Source organism: Mannheimia glucosida, from assembly GCF_046267875.1.
In the GTDB taxonomy this organism is placed as follows: Bacteria; Pseudomonadota; Gammaproteobacteria; order Enterobacterales; family Pasteurellaceae; genus Mannheimia; species Mannheimia glucosida.
The window spans coordinates 672,209-697,088 of the sequence record NZ_CP176502.1 but is presented as its reverse complement, the minus strand read 5'-3'; the positions used below and the strand labels follow the sequence as shown (position 1 = coordinate 697,088).

Annotated in this window: 19 protein-coding genes; 6 read left to right on the top strand and 13 right to left on the bottom strand. The window is 43.1% G+C overall.

The window, feature by feature from the left end; genetic code table 11:
• Window positions 1-78 precede the first annotated feature (78 nt).
• The 3 genes from ACJ7Z2_RS03510 to iolC all read right to left on the bottom strand — a co-directional run bounded on the left by ACJ7Z2_RS03510 (window position 79) and on the right by iolC (window position 4,967).
• Window positions 79-1,419: a PTS sugar transporter subunit IIC gene (locus ACJ7Z2_RS03510; protein WP_409500795.1), complete on the bottom strand. Its 1,341-nt coding sequence runs from the start codon at window positions 1,417-1,419 to the stop codon at window positions 79-81.
• A 2-nt stretch (window positions 1,420-1,421) separates the two neighbouring features.
• On the bottom strand, window positions 1,422-2,762 hold the full coding sequence (locus ACJ7Z2_RS03505) for an alpha-L-fucosidase (RefSeq protein WP_409500794.1): 1,341 nt from the start codon (window positions 2,760-2,762) through the stop codon (window positions 1,422-1,424).
• A gap of 288 nt (window positions 2,763-3,050) precedes the next feature.
• Complete coding sequence (gene iolC / locus ACJ7Z2_RS03500; RefSeq protein ID WP_409500793.1) at window positions 3,051-4,967, bottom strand: 5-dehydro-2-deoxygluconokinase; 1,917 nt, start codon at window positions 4,965-4,967, stop codon at window positions 3,051-3,053.
• Window positions 4,968-5,234: 267 nt separating this feature from the next.
• On the opposite strand from iolC, the gene iolD reads away from it, so the two are divergent.
• The 3 genes from iolD (at window position 5,235) to iolG (ending at window position 9,203) form a co-directional block, all read left to right on the top strand.
• Entirely contained in the window at window positions 5,235-7,169 is a 1,935-nt protein-coding gene (gene iolD, locus ACJ7Z2_RS03495; protein ID WP_409500792.1) for a 3D-(3,5/4)-trihydroxycyclohexane-1,2-dione acylhydrolase (decyclizing), read from the top strand.
• 125 nt (window positions 7,170-7,294) lie between these two features.
• Complete coding sequence (iolE, locus tag ACJ7Z2_RS03490) at window positions 7,295-8,191, top strand: myo-inosose-2 dehydratase (protein ID WP_006251495.1); 897 nt, start codon at window positions 7,295-7,297, stop codon at window positions 8,189-8,191.
• Between the two features lies 1 nt (window position 8,192).
• Entirely contained in the window at window positions 8,193-9,203 is a 1,011-nt protein-coding gene (gene iolG / locus ACJ7Z2_RS03485) for an inositol 2-dehydrogenase (protein WP_409500791.1), read from the top strand.
• A gap of 62 nt (window positions 9,204-9,265) precedes the next feature.
• On the opposite strand, the gene ACJ7Z2_RS03480 is transcribed toward iolG, so the two are convergent.
• The 6 genes from ACJ7Z2_RS03480 to ACJ7Z2_RS03455 all read right to left on the bottom strand — a co-directional run bounded on the left by ACJ7Z2_RS03480 (window position 9,266) and on the right by ACJ7Z2_RS03455 (window position 16,806).
• Window positions 9,266-9,946, bottom strand: coding sequence for a hypothetical protein (locus ACJ7Z2_RS03480; protein WP_409500790.1), 681 nt, complete (start codon window positions 9,944-9,946; stop codon window positions 9,266-9,268).
• Between the two features lie 68 nt (window positions 9,947-10,014).
• A complete protein-coding gene (locus ACJ7Z2_RS03475; protein WP_409500789.1) occupies window positions 10,015-11,148 on the bottom strand; it encodes a Gfo/Idh/MocA family protein in 1,134 nt (377 codons plus the stop codon).
• 241 nt (window positions 11,149-11,389) lie between these two features.
• Window positions 11,390-12,418 (bottom strand): ABC transporter permease, encoded by a 1,029-nt coding sequence (locus ACJ7Z2_RS03470; protein WP_409500788.1) that lies wholly within the window; start codon window positions 12,416-12,418, stop codon window positions 11,390-11,392.
• Window positions 12,419-12,429: 11 nt separating this feature from the next.
• Window positions 12,430-13,974: a sugar ABC transporter ATP-binding protein gene (locus tag ACJ7Z2_RS03465; RefSeq protein ID WP_021280276.1), complete on the bottom strand. Its 1,545-nt coding sequence runs from the start codon at window positions 13,972-13,974 to the stop codon at window positions 12,430-12,432.
• Between the two features lie 50 nt (window positions 13,975-14,024).
• On the bottom strand, window positions 14,025-14,963 hold the full coding sequence (locus ACJ7Z2_RS03460) for a sugar ABC transporter substrate-binding protein (protein WP_006250061.1): 939 nt from the start codon (window positions 14,961-14,963) through the stop codon (window positions 14,025-14,027).
• 331 nt (window positions 14,964-15,294) lie between these two features.
• Window positions 15,295-16,806 (bottom strand): CoA-acylating methylmalonate-semialdehyde dehydrogenase, encoded by a 1,512-nt coding sequence (locus ACJ7Z2_RS03455; protein ID WP_409500787.1) that lies wholly within the window; start codon window positions 16,804-16,806, stop codon window positions 15,295-15,297.
• 218 nt (window positions 16,807-17,024) lie between these two features.
• Here ACJ7Z2_RS03455 and iolB point away from each other — a divergent pair, with 218 nt between their 5' ends.
• Window positions 17,025-17,849: a 5-deoxy-glucuronate isomerase gene (iolB, locus tag ACJ7Z2_RS03450; protein ID WP_409500786.1), complete on the top strand. Its 825-nt coding sequence runs from the start codon at window positions 17,025-17,027 to the stop codon at window positions 17,847-17,849.
• 75 nt (window positions 17,850-17,924) lie between these two features.
• On the opposite strand, the gene ACJ7Z2_RS03445 is transcribed toward iolB, so the two are convergent.
• The 3 genes from ACJ7Z2_RS03445 to ACJ7Z2_RS03435 form a co-directional block, all read right to left on the bottom strand.
• Window positions 17,925-19,376, bottom strand: coding sequence for an NAD-dependent succinate-semialdehyde dehydrogenase (locus ACJ7Z2_RS03445; RefSeq protein WP_409500785.1), 1,452 nt, complete (start codon window positions 19,374-19,376; stop codon window positions 17,925-17,927).
• Window positions 19,377-19,553: 177 nt separating this feature from the next.
• Window positions 19,554-20,864, bottom strand: a complete 1,311-nt coding sequence (locus ACJ7Z2_RS03440; protein WP_409500784.1) for an anaerobic C4-dicarboxylate transporter — start codon at window positions 20,862-20,864, stop codon at window positions 19,554-19,556.
• A 15-nt stretch (window positions 20,865-20,879) separates the two neighbouring features.
• Window positions 20,880-21,575 carry an aspartate/glutamate racemase family protein gene (locus ACJ7Z2_RS03435; protein WP_409500783.1) on the bottom strand — a complete coding sequence of 232 codons (696 nt, stop codon included), beginning with the start codon at window positions 21,573-21,575 and terminating at the stop codon, window positions 20,880-20,882.
• Between the two features lie 214 nt (window positions 21,576-21,789).
• Between ACJ7Z2_RS03435 and hypT the strand changes: the two genes are divergently transcribed.
• Window positions 21,790-22,704, top strand: coding sequence for a hypochlorite stress DNA-binding transcriptional regulator HypT (hypT, locus tag ACJ7Z2_RS03430; RefSeq protein ID WP_126301540.1), 915 nt, complete (start codon window positions 21,790-21,792; stop codon window positions 22,702-22,704).
• An 84-nt stretch (window positions 22,705-22,788) separates the two neighbouring features.
• Here hypT and ACJ7Z2_RS03425 read toward each other — a convergent pair whose 3' ends face one another.
• Window positions 22,789-24,138 carry a GntP family permease gene (locus ACJ7Z2_RS03425; RefSeq protein ID WP_409500782.1) on the bottom strand — a complete coding sequence of 450 codons (1,350 nt, stop codon included), beginning with the start codon at window positions 24,136-24,138 and terminating at the stop codon, window positions 22,789-22,791.
• Window positions 24,139-24,324: 186 nt separating this feature from the next.
• On the opposite strand from ACJ7Z2_RS03425, the gene ACJ7Z2_RS03420 reads away from it, so the two are divergent.
• On the top strand, window positions 24,325-24,840 hold the full coding sequence (locus ACJ7Z2_RS03420) for a gluconokinase (protein ID WP_409500781.1): 516 nt from the start codon (window positions 24,325-24,327) through the stop codon (window positions 24,838-24,840).
• The last annotated feature ends 40 nt before the right edge of the window (window positions 24,841-24,880 follow it).

Genomic DNA, 24,880 nt, shown 5'->3' with positions numbered 1-24,880 from the left:
GATAAATTTTGCCAATTTTTTGCAAAAATAGGGGCTAATCTTTCGATTAGCCCCTCTCAATTACGCTAGAAATAAGTGTTATTGTGCTGCCATTCGTGCTTTTTCTAGCAACTCCTGTTGTGCTTTTTCATCTAGATTTTGTGCTTTTTCTTTCTCGACGCAGACTTTTTCATACATTTTGAAGAATGGATAGTAGATCACAATATCCAAAATAATCAGTGCAATACTTAAAATTGGTGCCCAAATATCACCGGCAGAAACCAGATATGCCCCAATCGGTGCCGGTGTTGTCCACGGTGCCATCAAGTAAACACGGTGAATAAGGTTAAAATCTAAAATCAGATAAGCGATCACAGCATTTGCCAGTGGTGCGAAAATCAGAGGAATAAAGAACAGCGGATTGACGACTATTGGCACGCCATACACAATTGGTTCACCGATAGAGAAGAAAGACGGAACCAAGCCGATTTTACCGATAGAGCGTAAGTGTGCCGATTTACTGCGTACCAGCAAGAATGCTAAGGCGATTACACCACCACTTGCCCCGTGTACGATGTAGAAATCCCAGAAGGAGTTAGTGATGATAAAGGGGAGCGGTTCACCGGCTTGGAATGCTGCTAAGTTTGCCGCCATATTTTGCAGTAGGAATGGCGTCCAAAGTTGCATTAGTACCAATGAGCCGTTAATCCCTAAGAACCAGAGCAAATGGGTAGCAATAACGAACAAGCAAATTGCCCCTAGTGAGTCACTTACAGCGATCAATGGCGCCATAAAGTCCATAATCAGTTGTGGAATATTACGACCTGTGGCACTTTCCACCCAAATGGAAAACGGATAGAGAGTCAGTAAAATCGCTAAAATTGGAATCACTATATTCAGAGATTCTGCCACAGCGTGCGGCACTTCTTTCGGTAAGCGGATTTTAATTTTTAAGAACTCCAACAAGCGGGTCATTTCTACCGAATAAATGGCAATAAAAATCGCAGAGAATAGCCCAATACCGCCGAAGAATTTAATATCCATCATTCCGTCTTTGACTGGTGCAGCCACTAACAAAAATGCCATTACCGAGAGAAATGCTGCTGGTAAAGGCTCTCTTTTATAGGCTTTGGCAAGGTTGTAGGCGATACTGGCAGAGGTAAATAACGAAATCGCATTAAACGACATTTGGAAGAAATTCCAACCGTAAGGACTTGCCCAGTTAGCAAAACGCCACCAAGCTTGACCGAAAGCATTTTGGGTATTTTCATCAAATGGCGGAATTAGCAAAATCATAATAAAGCTGCCGACAATTAAGAATGGTAACACTACAATAAAACCGTCTCGAATAGCAGAAATATGCGGTTGATTTTCCATTCGGCGTGCCACTGGGGCAACGTGGGTATTCATAAAGTTAATAAAGCGTTGTGAAACAGACATACCTATTTCTCCCCATCTGCAATTTTAAAGCCTAATACATACCAATCCGGTTGGTAGTTTTGAATATGTAACACTCTGCCTTGTGCAGTGTTTTCAATGGTAAATTTCAGGTCGGTATTGAGTGCTTGTAGCTCACCATAAACTGACAGTGGCAAGCTGGTTTGGGCTTCGGTTAGGCCATCAATGTAGAGATAGAGATCCGCCCCAACTTTGGTATAACGATAGGTTACATCACCGATTTGCTCGGTTTGGTGTTGGCTACAACGGGATTTATAGATTCCCTCTCCATTTATTTCCAGCCAGCTCCCCAGTGCTAATAAGCGTTCAACCTGCTCTTGCGGAATAGTGCCATCTGCTTTCGGGCCGATATTCAGCAATAAATTGCCGTTGTCTGCTACGGTTTCTACCAATAGGGAAATCAAGTCTTTCACCGAAATCAAATGGCTTTCGTCTTCTACTTGGTTATAGCCGAACGATAAGCCCATACCACGGCACATTTCCCATTTTTTATCACGAGAAGCCACGCCGTGTTTGTATTCTTTGGAGGTGAAATCGCACCAGAGTTTGTTCCAGCGGTCGTCCACCACACCCTCTTGAACGCTGTTGTAATAATGAGCAAATAGGTGTGGTAGCATATGCTCGCCCACTTTTGGCCAGCCAATATCATTCCACAATACATCTGGTTTATAGCGGTCGATCAGCTCTACCACTTGTTTATAGGCGTAGTCAGCGTATTCGTAAGTCGGGCAAGCGTTTGAGAAGTTTTGACTTTCGGTGAAAATCGGGGCAGAAGAATAAGTCCAGTCAATAATGCCCGAGTAGTATGCTCCCATTTTTAAGCCTTGCTCCCGCACATTTTCAGTCAGCTCGCCCATTAAATCCCGCTTCGGTCCGGCTTGCGTGCAGTTGAAATCGGTATATTTACTTGGATAGAGACAGAAACCATCGTGATGTTTGGTGGTTAATACCACATATTTTGCGCCGGCTTTGGCAAACAGTTTCGCCCATTCTGCCGGTTGCCATTTTTCCGCTTTCCATAGTGGCAAGAAATCGTCATAGGCAAAGGATTCGCCATAGGTTTTGATATGATGTTCGTAGGTCGGGCCTTTTTTGACATTGATAGAATTAAAATACCATTCTGCATAAGGGTTATTACAGAACCACTGTTCATCAATATCAATTTCACCTAATTGACAGGTCGGTGGGGCAAAGGCAGGGACGGAGTAAATCCCCCAGTGAATAAAAATCCCAAACTTAGCATCTTCATACCACTCTGGTACTTGGTGCTGTTTGATCGACTCCCAACTGGCGTGGAAACGTTTTGGTGAAGTGTTGCAACTCATACACAGACTCCTATTGGATCTAAATAGAACTAAACTGAAATATATTTTCCATTTTGATAAAAATAAAACAATTTGTTTCGATAAAAAGGGCGGGGTTTATGTATGAAATGTGAACTTCATCACACTTATTTTGTGATAAGCAGATTGAGGAATGCCCGATATTCGCTTTTTTAGGAAAATTCGGGCATTTTTACGGCTAGCAAGCGGTCTGTTTAGCCGGATTTTTTGCAAAACAAAACCCCTTGCTTCATACCATAAGCTAAGGGGTTTTCACTTAAAGCAATATGATTAACGTTGTTGCCAGAGATCGATTAAAGTGCGATATTTTTCCGATACCGCTGAAATTAAGGCGTTGTCGTCCAATTCACCGGCAAGCCATTTTTCGGACGGTTCACCGAAAATGGTGCGGCCGACTGCAAAGCCTTTCACTTTCTCACAGCCTTTTGCCTGTTCAAAGGTGGCTTTAAACACCTCTAACGGGGCATCTAAACCTAAAATTAAAATACCACGACAGTCCGGATCGTTCGCCTCAATAGTGGTGGAAATTGCTTGCCATTGTGCGTGAGAAACGCCCGGCAATTTCCACCATTCCGGCTTAATGCCAAGTTGGTAGAAATGTGCTATCGCTTGGTTATAGAATGCTTCGTCCTGTGGCATATCAGCAGGCAGAATAATTTCCAACAATAGCTCGTGACCGGTACGGCAACAGGCTTGATACACCTCTTTTAACTTGCGATCTTGGCGGGATTTTAAACCGCTTTCATCATTCGGGTGGTAAAATGCCAAGCATTTGATGACGTGATCGCGTGGGAATAATGCCAGTTGAGAACCTAAATCGCCATACTCTAATTCCAGCGGGCGGGAAGACGGCTCTTCAATCGGGCGGGCAATCCAGTAATCTTTGCCGGTAATCTCATTAAGTGCATCTTGCCCGAAAGTGGTATCGGCTAGGATCCCTGCTTGATTTTGTGGTAAGCCGGATTGAGTTGCGGTTTGTTCCATCGCTTTTAATAGCAGCTGTTTTAGTTTCGGTATGCGAGCAAGATCTGCTCCGACTTTATTTGCCATATCCACCAACTGTTTGCGGTGATCGAAAGCAAAAATACAGAGATTTTCCCACTGTTTTTTGCGTGTAGTGACACGGTGTAAGTGGTTTAAACGCTCATCTAAATCCGGACGTGGTACACTCTCTGCACGGGTTAAATAATCGTCAAGTTCACGTTTGGTCGGCATTGCCGGTGAACAGCCGTGACGAGATACCACTAACGCTCCGCACGCATTGGCATAGCGGCATGCTTGTTCCCAACCTTCGTTATTTAAGTAGCCACGCAGTAAGCCCGACATAAAGGCATCGCCTGCACCCAGCACGTTCAGTACTTCTACACGCACGCCGTACACATTCAAGCCACCGTCTAAATCATTCGGTAGCTCGCCTTCAAATACTGAACACCCTAATGCACCACGTTTACACACCAATACGGCATTGGAGACTTTACGCACATTTTTGAGTGCCGTGAGTGTTTCGGTCGAACCGCCTGCGATATGAAATTCTTCCTCTGTGCCAACAATCAGATCGAAATGGTGCAATACTTCTTGTAGCGATTTGGTGACTTCGGCACTATCAATATAACGGGTTTCGCCATCACCGAGTGAGGTTAATCCCCATAACACAGGGCGATAATCAATATCTAACGCTCGTTTTACCTCATTTCTACCCGCATATTCGAGTGCAGTCAGCACCGCTTCACGGGTTTTTGGGTTTGAGAGATGAGTGCCGGTAATTGCCAAGCAACGGCTGGAAGCAATATAGGCTTCACTAAAATCGTCTTTGGTGATTGCCATATCCGCACAGTTATCACGATAGAAAATCAGCGGAAAAGTCTCTTTATCTTTAATGCCGAGAATAACCAGTGCGGTTAAGCGTTCTTTATCGGTAATTAAATGGCTGGTGTCCACGCCCACGCTTTGTAGCTCTTCACGCAGAAAACGCCCCATATGTTCGTCACCAACTCTTGCCAGCATTGAGGAACGTAAACCTTGCACTGCTGTACCGTAAGCCACATTGCCTGACGAGCCGCCGAGGTATTTTGAAAATGTGGTCATCTCTTCCAAACGGGAACCGATTTGTTGCCCGTACAAATCCACCGCCACACGTCCTAAACAGATAAGATCCAATGGACGATCTTGATGATTAACTGTTGCCATAACCGCTCCTTTCAACAAGTAAATTTGAATACACACTATACATCATACAAAAATGAAATTTTTATTTCAAATTTATTCTATTTAAATTATCATTTCTGTGATCTAGCTCTCACTTTGAAAAATAAGGCAATGACTTCGCAGAAATGAGAACTGGATCACATCTTTTTTTCGATTTCCTTGCTATTATGAATGAAATAAATTTTTCATTTATGAAAATCAGTAGAAAACCGACCGCTTGCAAAAGCGATGTAAGCCAGAGGAGGCTTTATGCAGACTACTCGTTTAACGGTTGCACAGGCATTAGTGCAATTTTTGGATAATCAATATTTAGAAGTGGACGGCAAAGAGATTAAATTCGTTCACGGTGTTGCTGCTATTTTCGGGCACGGCAATGTGCTAGGGATCGGTCAGGCACTTGTCCAAAATGCCGGTGGTTTAACGCTCTACCAAGGCAGAAATGAGCAAGGTATGGCACATTTAGCAATGGGCTTTGCTAAGCAAAATCTGCGTCAAAAAATTATTGCCTGTACTTCCTCGGTCGGACCGGGGGCGGCAAATATGATTACGGCTGCGGCAACAGCAACAGCGAACCGTATTCCTCTTCTTTTATTACCGGGCGATGTGTTTGCGACTCGCCAGCCGGATCCGGTACTGCAACAAATCGAACAACCTTACGATTTAAGCATCAGTACTAACGATGCATTCCGTGCTGTCAGTAAATATTGGGATAGAGTGCAACGCCCTGAGCAGTTAATGAGTGCCTGTATCAATGCGTTTCGTGTGCTGACTGACCCTGCCGAAACCGGTGCTGTCACTATTGCTCTGCCACAAGATGTACAAGCGGAAAGTTTTGATTTCCCGAACAGCTTCCTGCAAAAACGAGTGCATCGCTTGGAGCGTACACCACCGACAAATGCGATGATTGAGCAAGCGGTAAAATTAATTCAAACCAAGAAAAAACCGTTGATTGTCTGCGGCGGAGGTGTTCGCTACTCGCAAGCGGGTCAAATGCTGCAAAAATTTGCCAAACAGTTCGGCATTCCGTTTGCTGAAACCCAAGCGGGTAAAAGTGCGGTGGTGTCCGATCACGAATTGAATGTAGGCGGTGTGGGCGAAACCGGTTGTTTAGCGGCAAACCGTCTGGCAAAAGAAGCGGATTTAGTGATCGGCATTGGTACACGCTACACCGACTTCACGACTTCTTCCAAATGGATTTTCCAAAACCCGAACGTGCAGTTCTTAAACATTAATGTTGCACGTTTTGATGCGTACAAATTAGACGGCGTGCAACTGGTTGCCGATGCAAAAACTGCATTAGAGGCGTTAAGCCAAGCCATTCCTACTGATTATCAAGCTCAATGGGGGAATGAAATTTCACAGGTGAAAGCGGATTTTGCTGATGAAATTCAACGCCTGCGCGCGGTGCAATATCACCCTGATTTCACCCCTGAAATTAACGATAATCTTGATCATAAAGCGGTTCACAATGAATTTATTCAGCTCACTGGTTCCCAGCTCACCCAAACCCAAGTGCTGGGTATTGTGAATGAAACCATTGATAACAATGCGATTATTGTTGCCGCCGCCGGAAGTTTGCCGGGTGATTTACAACGCACTTGGTTAAGTAAAGGTGAAGAGACTTACCACCTTGAATATGGCTACTCCTGTATGGGCTATGAAGTGAGTGCGGCAGTCGGCGTGAAAATTGCCCGTCCTGAACAAGAGGTTTATGCCCTGCTCGGTGACGGCTCTTACTTAATGGCACATACCGAGTTAGTTACCTCGATTCAAGAGGGCAAAAAAATCAACGTGGTGCTGTTCGACAATATGGCAAACGGCTGTATCAACAACCTACAAATTGGTAACGGTATGGACAGTTTCGGTACGGAATTCCGCTTCCGCAATGGCGAAACTAACCAGCTCAATGGCGGTTTAGTACCGATTGATTTTGCCAAAAACGCCGAAGCATACGGCTGTAAAACCTATCGGGTAACCAACGAAGCCGAATTGCGTGCTGCCCTTGATGATGCGAGAAAACAGACTGTTTCTACCTTAATCGATATTAAAGTGCTGCCGAAAACAATGGCTCACGGCTATGGCTGCTGGTGGCACGTAGGTGTGGCGGAAGTCTCAGAAAGCGAGCGCATTCAACAAGCCCGCCAACGCTCCGAAGAGCAGTTAGCTAAGGCTCGGAAGTATTAGTTAAAAAACAATTCTCCTCTTTGAGCTACGAGGGGAGAATATCAAGCGGTCAAATTTGCAAAATTTTTGATAAAAATAACCGCTTGCATCCAAATTTATCTCTATAAATCAAACGAGGTTTCTCTATGAAAGCTGAAAACATTCAATTAGGCATTGCCCCAATCGGTTGGACGAACGATGACCTGCCAGAACTGGGTGCGGAAAACACTTTCGAGCAGTGTGTGAGTGAGATGGCACTTGCCGGCTACACGGGCTGTGAAGTGGGTAATAAATATCCGCGTGATGTTGCGGTGTTAAAACACAAACTGGACGTGCGTGGCATTCAAATCTGTAATGCATGGTTCAGCACCTTCTTTGTGGACGGTAAACGGGAAGAGACCATTGCCGAGTTCATCAAACACCGTGATTTCCTGCACGCAATGGGTGCAAAAGTGATCGGCTGTTCCGAACAGAGTCGCAGTATTCAAGGCACAACCAAATCTGTGTTCAAAGAAAAACCGATTTTCAACGATGAAGATTGGAAACGTATGGCGGAAGGCTATAACGAATTAGCGAAACTTGCCGCCGAAAAAGGAATGAAAGTCTGCCTGCATCACCATATGGGAACCGGTATTCAAACACCCGAAGAGGTCGATCGCTATATGGCGGAAGTGAATGATGATGTCTATCTGTTGTTTGATTCAGGGCATTTGTACTATTCCGAAGGCTGCCAAAAAGCGATGCTCGGCGTGCTGGAAAAATATATCGACCGTATTATCCACGTTCACTTAAAAGATGTGCGTGATGAAGTCGTGGCGGAAGTAAAAGCAAAAGATTTAAGCTTCTTAGAAGGCGTGAAAAAAGGCACCTTTACCGTACCGGGCGATGGTGTCATTGATTTCCGTCCGATTTTCGATATTTTAGAAAAACACGACTACAAAGGCTGGATGGTGGTAGAAGCCGAACAAGATCCGGCGCTTGCCAACCCGTTTGAATACGCCCTCAAAGGCAGAAAATATATCCGTGAAACCGCAGGAGTTTAATATGTTAAAAGTAGGTATTATTGGTGCAGGCCGTATTGGACGTGTGCATTCTGAAAGTATTAGCAAATATGTTAAAGGTGCTGGAATCAAAGCAATCTCTGATGTAAAAATTACCGAAGAATTGACCGCTTGGGCAAAATCGATGGGCATTCCGGAAGTTTATGATGACTATAAAAAAATCCTGCAAGATCCGGAAATTGATGCGGTATTGGTCTGCTCTTCCACCAACACTCACGCCCCGATTTCGATTGAGGCAGCACAGGCTGGCAAACACGTTTTCTGTGAAAAACCGGTAGATGCAGACCCAGCTAAAATCCGTGAAGTATTGAGTGCAGTCGAAAAAGCCGGTGTAAAATTCCAAGTGGGCTTTAACCGCCGCTTCGACCATAACTTCAAAGCGATTAAAGACCGTGTGGCGGCAGGTGATATTGGCGAACCGCACGTTATCCGAGTAACCTCTCGTGATCCGGAAGCCCCGCCAATCGAATATGTGAAAGTCTCTGGTGGAATGTTCTTTGATATGACCATTCACGACTTTGATATGATTCGTTATTTATCCGGCAGCGAAGTAGAAGAAGTGTTTGCAGTCGGCACCGTATTAGTAAATCCTGAAATCGGCAAGGCGGGCGATATTGATACTGCCGTGATCACATTGAAACTGAAAAACGGGGCAATCGGCGTGATCGACAACAGTCGCAAAGCTGCCTACGGCTACGACCAACGTGCGGAAGTGTTCGGCTCGAAAGGGGCAATCCATATCACCAATGACACCGGCTCAACTGCCGTATTCTCAGGTGAAAACGGCGTAGTGGCGGAAAAACCAAAATACTTCTTCTTAGAACGTTATATGCAATCTTTCGCCGATGAAATCAGCTGTTTCGTAGATTCTGTGGTAAACGACAAACCGACGTTAGTAAACGGCAATGACGGCTTACAACCGGTACTTATTGCCTTAGCTGCGAAAAAATCACTGGAAGAAAACCGACCAGTGAAATTGAGTGAAGTGGCGTAATTTATTACTAATACAAGCGGTCGGTTTTGTATAAAATTCTGCAAAATCGACCGCTTGGGTTTTTATTCATTATCGTTTGGGAAATGAATAAAATCATTTTCAATTTTGATTGCTTGCTCGAATAAATAGAATACGGGAATCATCAAAAGAGTTAATATAGTACCAATAAAATATTTTAAATCCTCTGGTTGAGTTTCTAGATATTCAAAAATAAATCTGAACATAAGAGGATAATTTTCCCACTCTTTTGCAAAGTATATATGAATAATTGTGAAAAAAATAATACCTAAAAAACGGCGAGATATTGATATTCTCATTCTAATTTTTTCTTCTGCTTTTTCACAATAATATCTGAGTTCTTTATTATTCTCTCTAGCAGCTTGTATTTTTAAGTCTGAGATTCTCTTAAAATCTTTAGCTTCCTCCGATTTAGGTAATTCATAGGTTTTGCAGCCTATTTTATCCAATAAATTTGAAAGTAAAAAAATATGCAAGAAACGCATTAGTGTAAACAACGCCGTAAATGTTATTGAGAAGAAAGAAATTGCTGCAATATAATCAATGGCATTTGTGAGATATATTTCCCTTTGCTGTATTGCAATATAGATAGGCACTTGATGAACAAGTTGGAAGTAAGCATCCAAATAAACAACTATCAATATGAAGCCTAAAAACCATTCTGTTTGCATAAGAACATTGATAGGGCTGTTTTTTGTGCTAAAAATTTCTTTAATTGAACTCATAATTTTTCCTTAAATGTAAAAAACGTATCTCAACCAATTTGAGATAGGTTTCGATTTTAATGTAATTATTAAATCTTACTCACCTCCACCCACCTTTTCTCCTCCGCCGATTTCGCAATCGCTTCCAATACACGGGAGATTTTATAGCCCTCTTCAAAATCGGGGTACATTGGGTCATCGGCAGCGATTCCGTTGATGAGATCACGGATTTCCACCGCTTTTTGGTCGTTGAAACCGATACCGTGGCCGGCACTCACGCAAAAAGCAGCGTAGTCGGGGTGTTCCGGGCCGACTAAAATGGTTTTGAATCCTTGGCGGGATTTGTCGTCATCGTGCAGATAGAGTTTGAGTTCCGCCATTCGTTCTTGGGTGTAGCTGAGCGCGCCTTTGGTGCCAGTTACTACATAGGTCAGCCCCATTTTACGCCCACAGGCAATGCGGGAGCTTTCGAGCGTGCCCATTACCCCATTAGCAAATCGCACAAGACTACTTGCCTGATCTTCGTTTTCTACTCTGATTTTTTCTGCCGGATTGTACGGACTAGGGCGTTCTTCAATCACCGTTTGCATATCGCCGATAACACGCTCAATGTCTGAACCGACTAAATAGTGTGCGATACTGACAATATGTGCGGCTAAATCCCCCAACGTGCCAAGTCCGGCTTTGGCTTTGTAGCAGTGCCAATCGATCGGGGTATTAGGGTTAGCGAGATAATCTTCGTTATGCGTACCATAAAAATGCACTACGTCACCAATTTCGCCATTTTGAATAATTTGGCGAGCCAGTTGGGTGGTTGGATTTTTGATATAGTTGAAACCGACTAAGGTTTTAACTCCCGCTTGTTGAGCGGCAATCACCATTTCTTTGGCATCTTGGGCGGTAAGTGCAAGCGGTTTTTCTGAATAGACGTGTTTGCCGTGTTTAATCGCTTCTAAGGCAATTTCTTTGTGCAGAAAATTCGGCGTGCAAATGTCCACCACATCGACATTCGGATCAGCAACCAATTTTCGCCAATCGTCTGTGGCACGCTGAAAGCCGAATTCTCGGGCTTTTTGATCGGCTAATGCTTGGTTGATTTCAGCAAGGTATTCCAGTTGGATTTTGCCTTTAAGTGGAAACAGGGTAGGGGCTTGAGCGTAGGCAATGGCGTGGCAGCGACCGATATAGCCGGTGCCAACTAAGCCGATTTTGATGGTTTTCATAAAGTATCCTTAATCTTTAAGAATATGTAATATCCTTTCTTTGAACGGCTCGAGGGTAAGAGAAATTTGGCAGTAGTGACGGATAGTGAAAGAGAATGACATATTGAATTTTTTGATTGTTTTCTACGCTAATCTCTTCTGTCAAATCTCCCCCTACCCCTCTTTTCTAAAGAGGGGAGTAATAAACAAGCGGTCTGGTTTTGCAAAATTTTTACAAAATCAGACCGCTTGTGTTAGCTATCTATAATGCTCCTCGTCTGCTCTTCGCATAGGTGTCGAAGGCAACGGCAAGGATGATGATTAAGCCCATAATGATTTGTTGGTAGTAAGCGGAAACGTCCATCAGCACTAAACCATTAATCAATACGCCCATAATAATCGAGCCGATGATGGTGCCTGTGACTCGTCCGTAACCGCCCATTAGGGAAGTTCCGCCGATAACCACTGAGGCAATTACACGCAATTCAAAAGAGACACCGGCAACAGATTCCGCACTGCCCAGACGAGCCGAGAGAATGAAACCGGCAAGTCCTGCCAATGCACCTATTACCACATAAACGCTGACTAAGGTGCGGTTGATATTCACACCGGCTAAACGAGCTGCTTCCGGGTTGCCGCCTACGGAGTACACATAGCGTCCCCAGCGGGTTTTATGCAATGCGAAGTAACCGATAATAGCGACTACGGCAAAAATCACTACCGGCACCGGTACACCTAAAATATCGCCACGTCCCCACCAGCGGTAGCCTTCGTCAAATCCGGCAATTGGCGAGCCGTTATTTAACACGAGTGTTAAACCACGCCAAATTGTCATACCGCCAAGAGTGATAATAAACGGTGGCAGTTTGAGTTTAGTGACGCCCAAGCCGTGTAACCAACCAATTAAAGTGCCTAAACCTAAACAGATACCCAAACCTATCAGCCAGCTCATTCCGCCCCAAGCACCGGCTTCTACCGTTACCGTATTATCGCCTTTGATAATATAGGCAGCGAACATTGCGGCCACAGCAAGGATTGAGCCGACAGAGAGATCGATCCCTGCGGTTAAGATAACAAAGGTCATTCCTACCGCCATAATGCCGAAAATCGACACTTCGGTTAAAACATTATAGATGTTGCGTTGCGATAGAAATGCCCCGTTTTGTGAGGTGAAGAAAATAATCAGTAAAATCAAGAAAATCAGTACGCCGAAACGTTCAAAGAAGGCGATAAAATCGATTTTTCCTTTGTCATCGACCATACCCATATTTTTTAGAAATTGCGTTGTCATACAAACCTCTCTTATGCTGCCGCTTTACGCTGAACGCCAACAGCCATCATTGACATTAATTTTTCTTCGGTGGCATCATCGCCGTGAATTTCGCCGGTTACCCGACCTTCGGAAAGAGTGATAATGCGGTCGGAAATCGCCATAATTTCCGGTAAATCGGAGGAAATCACCAATACCGCAACGCCTTGTTTTGCCATATCAAACAGCACTTGGTGAACCTCAGATTTTGCCCCCACATCAATACCTCGTGTCGGCTCATCAACAATTAGTACTTTCGGGTTGAGTGCCATACAACGGGCTAAAATCACTTTTTGCTGATTACCACCCGATAATTTGCGGGCTTCAAGTTCGCTACTTGCCATTTTGATGCGTAATGCTTGGCGATAGGTTTCGATTAAATCATCTTCTTTTTGATTATCGACAAACAAGTTACCCTTCAATAATTTGCTTAAAATCGGTAGGGTCATATTGGTTTTAATCGGTAAACCGAGAACTAAGCCCTCTTTTTTGCGATCTTCCGGCACAAGGGCAACCCCTTTTTCCAAAGCATCTAACGGCGAGGTAGCGGCATAAGGTTTACCGTCTAGGCTGATTTCATCTGCTGTGTAATTTTCCACTCCAAACAGACAACGGGCGATTTCAGTCCGACCAGCACCAACTAAGCCGGCAATTCCTAACACTTCACCCTCGTGAATATTAAAAGAGACACCATGCAAAGCAATACCGTGCGGATCTAGTGCCGGTTTTTCCCGATGCAGATTTTTCACTGCCAAACGTATTGGACGGTGGGTATGGTGAGTCTCTTCCGGTGGACGACGGGTAAAGGCAACTTCACGTCCTACCATCATTTTGATAATTTGATCGACATTCACATTTTTGACTTCACCTTCACCGGAGTAACGTCCGTCTTGGAAAACGGTAAAGCGGTCACACAGGGCAAACACTTCGTTTAAGCGGTGAGTCACATAAATCACGCTAATGCCACGGCTTTTTAAATCACGCACGATTTGATGCAGTGTTTCCACCTCTTTATCACTTAAGGCAGCGGACGGTTCGTCCATAATGATCAGTTTGGCGTTTAAGGTCATTGCTCGGGCAATTTCGACCATCTGCTGTTGAGCAACACTTAAACGAGATACTTGGGTATCAGGTTTGATATTTAAGCCGAGATTATCCAGCACTAATTGTGCTTCCTCATTTACTGCTTTTTCATTGACGAATAAGCCTTTCACCGGCTCTCTGCCCAAAAAGAAGTTTTCAGCAACCGTCATATTCGGTAGCAAGTTAAATTCTTGATAAATCGTTACGATGCCTTTGAGTTGGCGATCAAACGGGGAATCGCTCAAACTTAAGGTTTCACCGTTAAAGATAATTTCACCACTCGTTTGTGGCTGAGCACCTGAAAGTGCCTTTAATAAGGTCGATTTTCCTGCACCGTTTTCACCTAACAATGCGTGAACTTCGCCTTTTCCCACGGTCAGTTTCACACCATTGAGTGCCATTACACCAGAGAAACTTTTTGTCAGATCTTTCACTTCAAGTAAGGGAGTAGACATACAACCTCCGTAAAAAAACGCCCTCCGACCTCAGCCGGAAGGCAGATAAATTATTCGCTGATTTCTGCAAAACGCTCTGCTTCTTGCAGGTTATCTTTCAGGATAATTTTTGGCGGATAGTCCGCACCGCTCACTTCTTTGCTCTCACGGATATTGCCTACCACTTGCTCTAATGCCGTACTTACTGCAAAACTTGGGCGTTGGTCAGCGGTGAGATACAACCAGCCATCTTTCACACGAGCGAGTGCTTCAGGGGTTGAGTCAAAGCCGGTCACTAAAATATCACCTGCTTTTAAACCTTGACTACGCAATGCTTCAATCGCACCGAGTGCCATATCGTCATTCGCTGAAATAATCACTTCTGGTTTCTCTTTTAAGGTTGGTAACACACTTTCAATAATGCGTAAGCCCTCAGAACGGAGCCAGTTACCGGTTTGATCAACCACAATTTTATATTTATCGCCACCGGCAGCTAATTCATCACGAATACCTTTGGTACGTTCAATGTTAGAAGTTGAACCCGGCTGACCGGTTAAAAGAATAATTTTTGCCCCATTCGGGTATTTGGCTTTCACCGCTTTTGCGACTTCTTGGCCACCTGTGTAGTTATTTGCTCCGAAATGAGGAACCGGCTTACTGCTTTCAACTTTTCGGTCTAGTGTCGCAGCAGGAATTTTTTCTTTGATAATTTCTTCCACCGCACCTGAAATCGCATTCACATCATTCGGGGAAATGATAATGCCTTTCGCACCACGGGTAATTGCATTTTCTAAGTCAGAAGCCTGTTTAGTAGAAGAACTTTGCCCGTCTAATACTTGCAATTTGATCTCCAACTTTTTACTGGTTTCTACCGCTACTTTTTGTAGTTGAACTTCAAACGGGCTGGATAGGTTCGGTAAGCTAAATACCACAAGCTCATCTTTCGCAAAGCTGTTCATTGCTAAGCCTAACGTTAAAGCACTCAATACAAATTTAATACGCTTTTTCATTACAAAATCCTCTTTTTAAGATGGGAATTAACGGCGAATATTGCCAATGTTACTTCAAACTGCGAAGGAAACTTAAGTCTTATTTCAATAACAAACCTCAATGAAATAAATTTTTCAGTTTTGAATATATCATTCAAAATTTTCCGAACCAAATGTTTTGTTTCAAATTTGTTACGTAGATCACATTTTTAGGAAGAGATAAATACAAGCGGTCAAAACCGGTCGCTTTTTTGCAAAAATTTGAATAAAAATGACCGCTTGTGAGATGAAAACCAATAAAAAAGCGGTGATTTCTCACCGCTAAACACTCAAAAAAGAAATGTACTCGTTATTATAAAGTTGGGAAATTAAATGCCGCTTGGCTACGCACCGAGCTGTCCGGCCAGCGGGTTGTGATGGTTTTCATACGGGTGTAGAAACGCACACCGTCTGTGCCGTACACATTGAGAGGCCCGAAAATAGAGGCTTTCCAACCACCAAAGCAGTGGAACGCCATTGGCACAGGAATTGGAATATTCACGCCCACCATACCGGCTTGTACATCTTGGGTGAATTGACGTGCGGAATCGCCATCTGCGGTGAAAATTGCACTGCCGTTGCCGTATTGGTGGCTGTTAATAAGTGCAATACCTTCGGCATAATCTTTCACACGCACGACGGAGAGAACCGGTCCGAAGATTTCATCTTGCCAAATGGTCATTTCAGGCGTCACGTTGTCAAACAGTGTACCTCCGACAAAGTAGCCGTTTTCAAACCCTTCGACTTTATAGCCACGACCATCGACACAGAGTTTAGCCCCTTGTGCTACACCTTGATCGATATAGCTCTCAATTTTGGCTTTATGCTCTTTGGAAATCACTGGCCCCATATCATTTTCAGGCACACCTTGTGGTAGTAAGCCTGAACCGATTTTCAATGCTTTGACCTTAGGAATTAGCTCTTCAATGATTTTATCGGCTAATTCATCACCAACAACTACCGCTACCGATAGTGCCATACAACGTTCACCGGCTGCACCAAATGCTGCGCCCAGTAAAGCATTAACTGTGCCTTGTACATCGGCATCCGGCATAATCAAAGCGTGGTTTTTCGCACCGCCCAAGGCTTGAACCCGTTTGCCGTTTGCTGAGCCTTTCTCATAAATATATTGTGCAATTGCAGTTGAGCCGACAAAACTTACCGCTTGAATGCGAGGATCGGTTAAAAGAATATCTACCGCTTCTTTATCGCCTTGCACTACGTTGAATACACCGTCTGGCAAGCCGGCTTCTTTTAATAATTCTGCCAAGCGAATAGACACACTTGGGTCTTTTTCAGACGGTTTTAAAACGAAAGTGTTACCGCAAGCAAGTGCCACTGGGAACATCCACATCGGTACCATTGCCGGGAAGTTGAACGGGGTAATGCCTGCCACTACGCCCAACGGTTGCTGGATTGAGTGAATATCAATGCCACGCCCTGCATTGGCGGAGAACTCACCTTTTTGTAAGTGTGGAATACCAGTGGCAAATTCCACCACTTCTAAACCACGGGTTAATTCGCCAATCGCATCGGAATAGATTTTGCCGTGTTCTGAGCTGATTAAACGAGCCAACTCATCAAAGTTTGCTTCCAATAACTCTTTGAATTTAAATAAAATTCTAGCACGGCGTAGTGGTGATTGTTGTGACCAGCTTTTGAAAGCCTGATCGGCCGCTGCAATTGCCGCATCGACTTCGTTTGGCAGGCTTAATTTGACTTTTTTGGTCTCTTCACCGGTTGCGGGATTAAATACCGAGGTAACACGCTGGCTTTGGCTTTCAACGACTGCACCGTTAATAAAATTTTGGACAAATTGGCTCATTGGAGGCTCCTTATCAACTGATTGAGAGGAAAAACGGATAAAATACAGCCGATAAACTACCGCTAAAAATGGAAAATATCAATACATAATACTAAAAAATGAAAATTTTATTTCATTTTTGTGATCTAAGTAGCAAGTTTACAGATTGCCTGTATTAAAATGCGATAAAATTTCGTATAGTTTGAAGGCGTATTCCATTTCGTTAAGCGAGGTTTCCTATGTCTAGTCCATTATTGTCTAAACCCAATTTCAGCCAACCTGCGGGATTAATTCAACACATTACCCCTGAAAATGCACAGTGGGAATATGTCGGCTTTGATGTTTATCAGCTCAGTAAGCAACAAATTACGCTGGAAAGTGGTGAAAATGAACTTTGTCTTGTCTTTGTGACCGGTTTTGGTTCTGTCTATGTTGATGATTATGCCTTTGAAAATATCGGCAACCGTACCACGCCATTTGAAAAAATTCCGCCTTATGCGGTCTATATTCCCCCACACAAAAGCGTGTTGATTAAAACCGAACTCAATTTAGAATTGGCGGTATGTAAAGCACCAAGTCAGGGTAATTATCCGGTGCGTTTGATTAGCCCGAACCATATCGGTGTGGAAAAACGGGGATTCGGCAACAATCAACGCTTGGTGCATAATATTCTGCCGGAAACCAAACCTGCCGACAGTTTGCTGGTGGTAGAAGTTTTTACTGATGAAGGCAATACCAGTTCCTACCCAAGCCACAAGCACGATGACAAACACTCTACCGAAGAAACCTATTTGGAAGAGACCTACTACCACCGCTTCGATCCACCACAAGGTTTTGCAATGCAACGGGTTTATACCGATGATCGCACACTTGATGAATGTATGGCGGTGTATGATAAAAATGTGGTTAAAGTGCCTCGTGGCTACCACCCTGTTGCTACCATTGCAGGCTATAATAATTATTACCTAAATGTTATGGCAGGGCCGGTACGCAAGTGGAAATTTACTTGGGAACAAGATCATCTTTGGGTGAACAGTGAAACCTATAAAGCCAAATTTGAGTAATACAAGCGGTCTTTTTCCACCAATTTTTTACAAAATAAGGGATTAAAAATGGGACGCTTTTGGCGTCCCATTCGGTTATACTTTCATACAAAGATATTTTATTTCTAAAAACTCTTCAATACCGTATTTCGAACCTTCCCGCCCAAGCCCGGACTCTTTCCAGCCGCCGAATGGGGCTATTTCGTTACTGATGATCCCCTCGTTAATCCCGACAATACCGTATTCCAACTGTTCCGACACTCGCCAAATTCGCCCGATATTTTGGCTGAATAAGTAAGCCGCCAAACCAAACTCCGTATCATTCGCCCACTGGATAACCTCTTCTTCCGTTTCAAATTTGAAAATCGGGGCAAGGGGAGCAAAGGTTTCCTCACGGGCAACCTTCATTTCTTGAGTGACATTTTTCAAAATCGTTGGCTGGAAGAAAGTGCCGCCCAGTGCGTGGCGTTCACCGCCTAACACCAGTTCTGCCCCAAGTGAAAGTGCATCATTGATGTAGCTTTCGACTTTTTCAACCGCTCGTTCACTAATTAACGCCCCCATCGTGACCTCTTCCTCAAATGGCGAGCCAAGCTTGATTTGAGCGACCTTCTCACTCAATTTTGCAAGAAATTGCTCATAAATGCCCGCTTGCACATAAATTCGGTTAGCACAGACGCAGGTTTGTCCACCGTTACGGAATTTAGAGGCAAACACGCCCTCAACGGCAGTGTCTAAATCCGCATCATCAAACACAATCGCCGGTGCATTACCGCCTAGCTCCAATGCCAATTTTTTTACCGTCCCTGCCGATTGTTGCATTAATATTTTGCCGACACTGGTGGAGCCGGTAAAGGTGAGTTTGCGTACGGTCGGATGAGTGCTCAACTCCCGCCCTACACCTTCGGCATCGCTACTGGTAATAATGTTAAATACCCCTTTGGGAATACCTGCTTGATCCGCTAATTGGGCTAATGCTAAGGCAGAAAGCGGGGTTTCTGCCGCCGGTTTAATCACAATCGTACAACCTGCCGCCAACGCCGGTGCGGCTTTACGGGTAATCATTGCATTTGGGAAGTTCCACGGCGTAATCGCTGCCACCACACCAATGGGTTGCTTAGTCACAAACAGACGGCGACCGGCTTTATCTTGTGGCAAGACATCGCCATAAATCCGCTTGCCTTCTTCGGCAAACCACTCAATAAAACTGGCTCCATAGGCAATCTCGCCTCGACTTTCTGCCAATGGTTTACCCTGTTCTAGACTTAAAATCTGGGCGAGTTCTTCTTGGTTTTGCATAATCAGCTCAAACCATTTACGCAAAATCACGGAACGCTCTTTGGGCAACAATGCCTGCCATTTTTTCTGGGCAACTGCGGCTGCTTCAATCGCTTGAGCGGTTTCTTCCGTGCCTAAATCAGCCACCTCACCGATTTTCTCGCCATTAGTCGGATTATGTACCGTAAAGGTTTTCCCATTTTGGCTTGAAACAAATTGACCGTTAATATAGGCTTGGAAACGGAGTAGCGAGAATTTTTGGTTTGACATAATCACTCCTTGAATGGTTAAAAAGAGAACAATATTGACTATAATCCAATTTCAATAAAGAGAAAAGAGCTGAAAAATAACTTTTTACTCAATAATAAAGCACCTTAGACAAGCGTTTTTCTAAGGTGCAACCATTTATTATTGAGAATTAACTTAAATTCTCTACATATTTAATAATTAAGATACAATCATCGGAGCCCATACGAATCCAAAAGCAAGGCCAACAGCAACCCCAACTAAAGCTGGAAGCATAAACGGATGATCTATAATATATTTGCCGGCACGAGTTGAACCCGTAGTATCTAATTCCATCGCTGCTAATGAAGTTGGGTAGGTTGGCAGGATAAAAATGCCTGTAATTGCAATGAAAGAAGCCAAAATTGCCCAGTTAGGGATCCCCAAGCTTACTGCTAATGGAATAATAAGAGCAGAAGTTGACCCTTGTGAATAAAGTAATGCACAAGTAAAAAAGAGCACTACAGCTAACAACATTGGATATTCAGTTAAAATATTTCCAATAGAAGCTTTAATTTCTATTAAATGTGCATCGACAAAAGTCATACCTAATGTAACAATCCCGATAATTACCGCAATAGAGGTCATTCCTGAGCGGAAAATTGGACTAGCCACAATCGCATCAGGTTTAATTTTTCCTGCCAGCATCATTAAGCACGAAGAGGCTAACATCATCACAATAATTATATCCCGGGTACTCATTGACTTCCCATTTTCATATACTGGCTTTAACCCTGGAACGGCTGCAAGTAGAACAACCAATACAGTTGCTAGTAAGAAAATGCCAATCGATAGTTTTGCTCCTTTTGAATGGGTAGATTCACTCGCTAACTTACGAGATGGGCTGACGATTCCTGCTTTTAAACGTTCTAAATAAACAACATCATTTTGCAATTCACAGCCTTGCTTAGAAGCAACAAATGCAGCAACCATAGAGGCAATAAAAGAAACAGGTAAGCATACTGCTATTACTTGAAAAAATGTAACACTGTTGTTTTCCATTACTGCTATCATAGCCGCCATTGCAGCACTCAATGGAGAACCTGCAATAGCTAATTGAGAAGACACAACCGAGCCGGCTAATGCTCTTGAAGGGCGGATACCACTCTCTTTTGCCACTTCTGCAATCACAGGTAAGGTGGAAAATACGATAAAACCTGTACCAGCCATAATCGTCATTAACCAAGTAATCATCGGTGCAATAAAATTGATATATTTAGGATTTTTACGCATTAATACTTCCGCATAACGAACAAGTAAATCCATACCTCCTACTGCTTGTAACACAGCAGCACCTATTACAACAGTCATAATAATCAGCATTACATCAACTGGAATAGAACCCATAGGTAAACCAAAACCTAGAGTTAGAATCGCAAGCCCTAAACCACCATATAGTCCTATTCCTAAGCCCCCAGAACGCAGTCCTAAATAGATTGCAGCAAGTACCACAAAGATTTCTGCATAAATCATATCCATCTCCTTAAATTAATGAGTTTGATACCAATCAATTGCTTTTTTAACCAATACCAACGTTGAATCTACATAACGCATTGGCTCACGCTCTATTTCTTGAGCTAAAATAATAGGTACTTCTGTACAACCTAAAATAATTACTTCTGCACCTAAACGAATGAGTTCATCACGTTGTTGTAACATTAGCTTTGTGGCTTTCTCTAACTCACCTGATTTTAATAAATAGATACTATCCATTACTGCCTTTTGACCATTTTCTGTCGGGCAAATAAAAGTCAGTCCTTGTGCTTCAAGCTGTTTTTTGTATAGTTCTACCGCCAAAGTTGCATCAGTTGCCAACAATCCAACCCGCCGTTTTCCACACTTCAAAACCTCATCAACCACACAATCAATCATACTTAGCATCTCTACCTGACTTTTAGCTTTCAAGCGTTCAAACCAATAATGTGCCGTATTGCACGCAATGATGATGCAGGTTGCCCCTGCACTCTCAAGCCTTTCAATATATTTTTCCATTACCGGAGCTGGATTCTCTCCATTTGCTAAAATATAGCGAGTTCTATCCGGTATGTCGGGAATAGAGGAAATCAGTAATGGAATATGAGCTTGATCACAATCAGCAGGTGTCAAGCGGATAAATTTTTGGAACATATCTGCTGTTGCTGCAGGTCCCATTCCACCTAAAATGCCAATAATATTTTTTGCCATATACTTCTCCTTATAATATTTAATTTACTGCGATGACTTATACAAACAAGTTATGCAAAAAAGAAATGCAAGAAATCGAATCAGTATGCAAAAAATGCAACAAAGCTCTTTATAGATAGAAAAAAATCTTTAAAATCAATAAAATACTAATATATCAAATATAGATTTAATGCATTTAATGAAATCAGAATGCAAAATTTGCATTGATTAGGATATGAAAAACATAGAAACAAAATGGTTAGAAGATTTCTTAACGCTAGAAGAATGCCGCCATTTTTCTCAGGCAGCAGAAAAAAGAAATTTGTCACAATCTGCATTTAGCAGACGTATTTTAGCTTTAGAAGAAGTTGTGGGAGTGAAGTTATTTGATCGTACCTCTATTCCATTACAACTCACAGAACAAGGTAAGCTATTTCATTCACAAACGCGAAACTTATTACAACAATTACAGAATAATCTAGATGAATTATTAGGACATAATTGTAACTTACCTAATATTAAATTTGCGGCGGCTCATTCCCTCTCTCTTTCTATTATGCCCAAATTAATTAAGAAATTATCACAAACAAATGAAAATTTTATTTATTCCGTTGAAGCAATCGATGTTGACCAAACAGTAAATACTCTAATTGAAGGAAAAAGCGATTTTATTTTTTCATTTTATGATGAAAAATTAATGCAACCCCCATTTATGTCTTTAGAAATAATGCAATCTAAGCTTTACCCTATTTCCCCAATAGATATTACAGGTTCTGCATTATTTAATTTAAACGATAAAAACATACCATTATTAAATTATACACCAAATTCCTATATGGGACGGTTAGTGAATAGAAAGTTAGCTAATACGATTCAATTAAATACAAAAACAAAATTTATTTCATCAATGTCTGAGTTATTAAAAAACATGGTACTAAATCATCAAGGTATTGCATGGCTTCCTGAATATTCTATTAGTGAAGAATTACACAATAAAAAAGTAATCATACTAGACAAAAATGAATTAGTTATTCCAATAAAAGGTTATATTTACAGAATGAATACGAGACTAAATAATGCAGCAGAAAGGTTTTGGGATAATTTACAAAATATTCAATTTATAAATGAAGATATATTAAATAAACCCTAACATTCTATAATAAGAAAAAGCGGTCGATTCTCTGCCAAATTTTGCAAATTTTAGAAGAAAACAGACCGCTTGTCAGGGTTGGAATTAGAGTAACCAGCTGCCAATCAATGCACAGGCAAAACCGGTTAAACCGATGGAAGTTTCAAGCATTGTCCACGTTTTGAGGGTGGTTTTTTCGTCCATTTCAAGGAAACGGCTCATCAGCCAGAAACCGGAGTCATTAACGTGGGAAAGCACGGTAGCACCAGAGGCGATGGCAATCACGATAAAACACAGGTCGAACTGGCTTAAATCAGTCGCTGCCGCCACGGTAGGGGCAATCAACGCTGCGGTTGTGGTTAAAGCAACGGTTGCCGAGCCTTGTGCGACACGGAATACCGTAGCAATAATAAAGGCGGCAACCACAATCGGCATTCCAGTGTCTTTCATCATTTCCGATAACACATCGCCAATCCCGCTGGCACGCAACACACCGCCAAACATTCCGCCTGCACCGGTCACTAAGACAATCGAGCAGATTGGGCCAAGGGCGTTGTTACAAATTTTTTCGATTTGATCGAAACTGCGGTTATCCCGCAACAGCATAATTGCCACAAGTAAAGTGATCAGTAAGGCAACAGGGGTTTTGCCGATTAAGCGAAGGCTTTGCACCCATATTTCACCACCGTCAATCACCTTAGCAACCGAGAGGGTATTCAAGCCGGTATCAAACAAAATCAGGATAATCGGCAGCACCAACACCGTGAGCACCTTGCCGAAACTTGGTGGGTTTTGCACTGCCATTTCGTTTGCCGATAAGCCGTTTAAAAACGCTTTCGGCAAATCAACGTGAATGCGTTTGCTGATAAATTGGCTGAACAGGTAAGTGCCGATATACCACGTTGGGATTGCACAAACCAAGCCCACCAAGACTAACAGCCCCATATTCACACCAAGCAGATCGCCGGAGGCAACCGGGCCGGGGTGCGGCGGTAGAAAGGCGTGCATTACCGCAAACGCACCGGCAGACGGAAACGCATAGCGCAACACCGAACCGCCGAACTGTTTTGCCACGCTAAAAATAATCGGTAACATCACCACCAAGCCGGCATCAAAGAAAATCGGAAAGCCGAATAACAGCGAGGCAACGCCCAACGCAAAAGGCGCACGTTCTTTACCGAATTTATTGATAAGCGTATCGGCAAGCACTTTCGCCCCGCCGGTGATTTCAAGCAAACGGCCAATCATCGCCCCAAGCCCCACCAGTAACGCCACTGATGCCAGCGTACTACCAAAACCATTCAACAATGTTGGCAGGATTTTATCCACCGGAATGCCGGCAGCTAATGCAGTGAGCAGGCTCACAATAATCAATGCCACAAAAGCGTGGACTTTAAATTTCATAATCAGCACCAGCAATAAAATGATGGCGGCAAACATAATGAACAGTAACATAGGATCTCCTAAGGTTGAATTGTTATCGGTAACATAACCAAAAAGCAGTTTAGAGTAAACGGTTGCGGAGCTTTTATTTTAAAAATGTGATCTACTTCAAGTTTTCTGGAAATAGCAGATGATTTTTCAGCATAACCTGTTACATTAACGGCTAAATTAGCGTTACCAGTAACACAAGGAAATTCAATGGCAAACGGCAAAGCATTTATTTTGATGGGCGTGTCCAGCACCGGCAAAACCAGCGTGGGAACGGCAGTCGCACAGCGGTTAGGAATGAAATTGATTGACGGGGACGACTTACACCCTCGTGCCAATATACTGAAAATGGCAAGCGGTACGCCACTTAATGATGCAGATCGCACACCGTGGTTGGAGCGGATTAACGATGCAGTGTTCAGCTTTGAACAAAAAAGCGAAAAAGGAATTATTGTCTGTTCGGCATTAAAGAAAAAGTACCGAGACCAGATCCGACAAGGCAATGCCGATGTGACATTTCTATTCCTGCACGGCTCATTTGATCTGGTGCTGGCTCGAATGCAACAACGCAAAGGGCATTTTATGAAGCCGGAGATGCTCCAAAGTCAGTTCAATACGTTAGAAATTCCGCAGGCAGACGAGCCAGATGTGATTTTTATTGATATTGACGGCAATTTTGATGAGGTGGTGGAGCGTTGCGTGAAAGCAGTCGAGCCGTTGCTTTAATCACAAGCGGTGGATTTTGCGGATTTTTTTGCAAATTCAA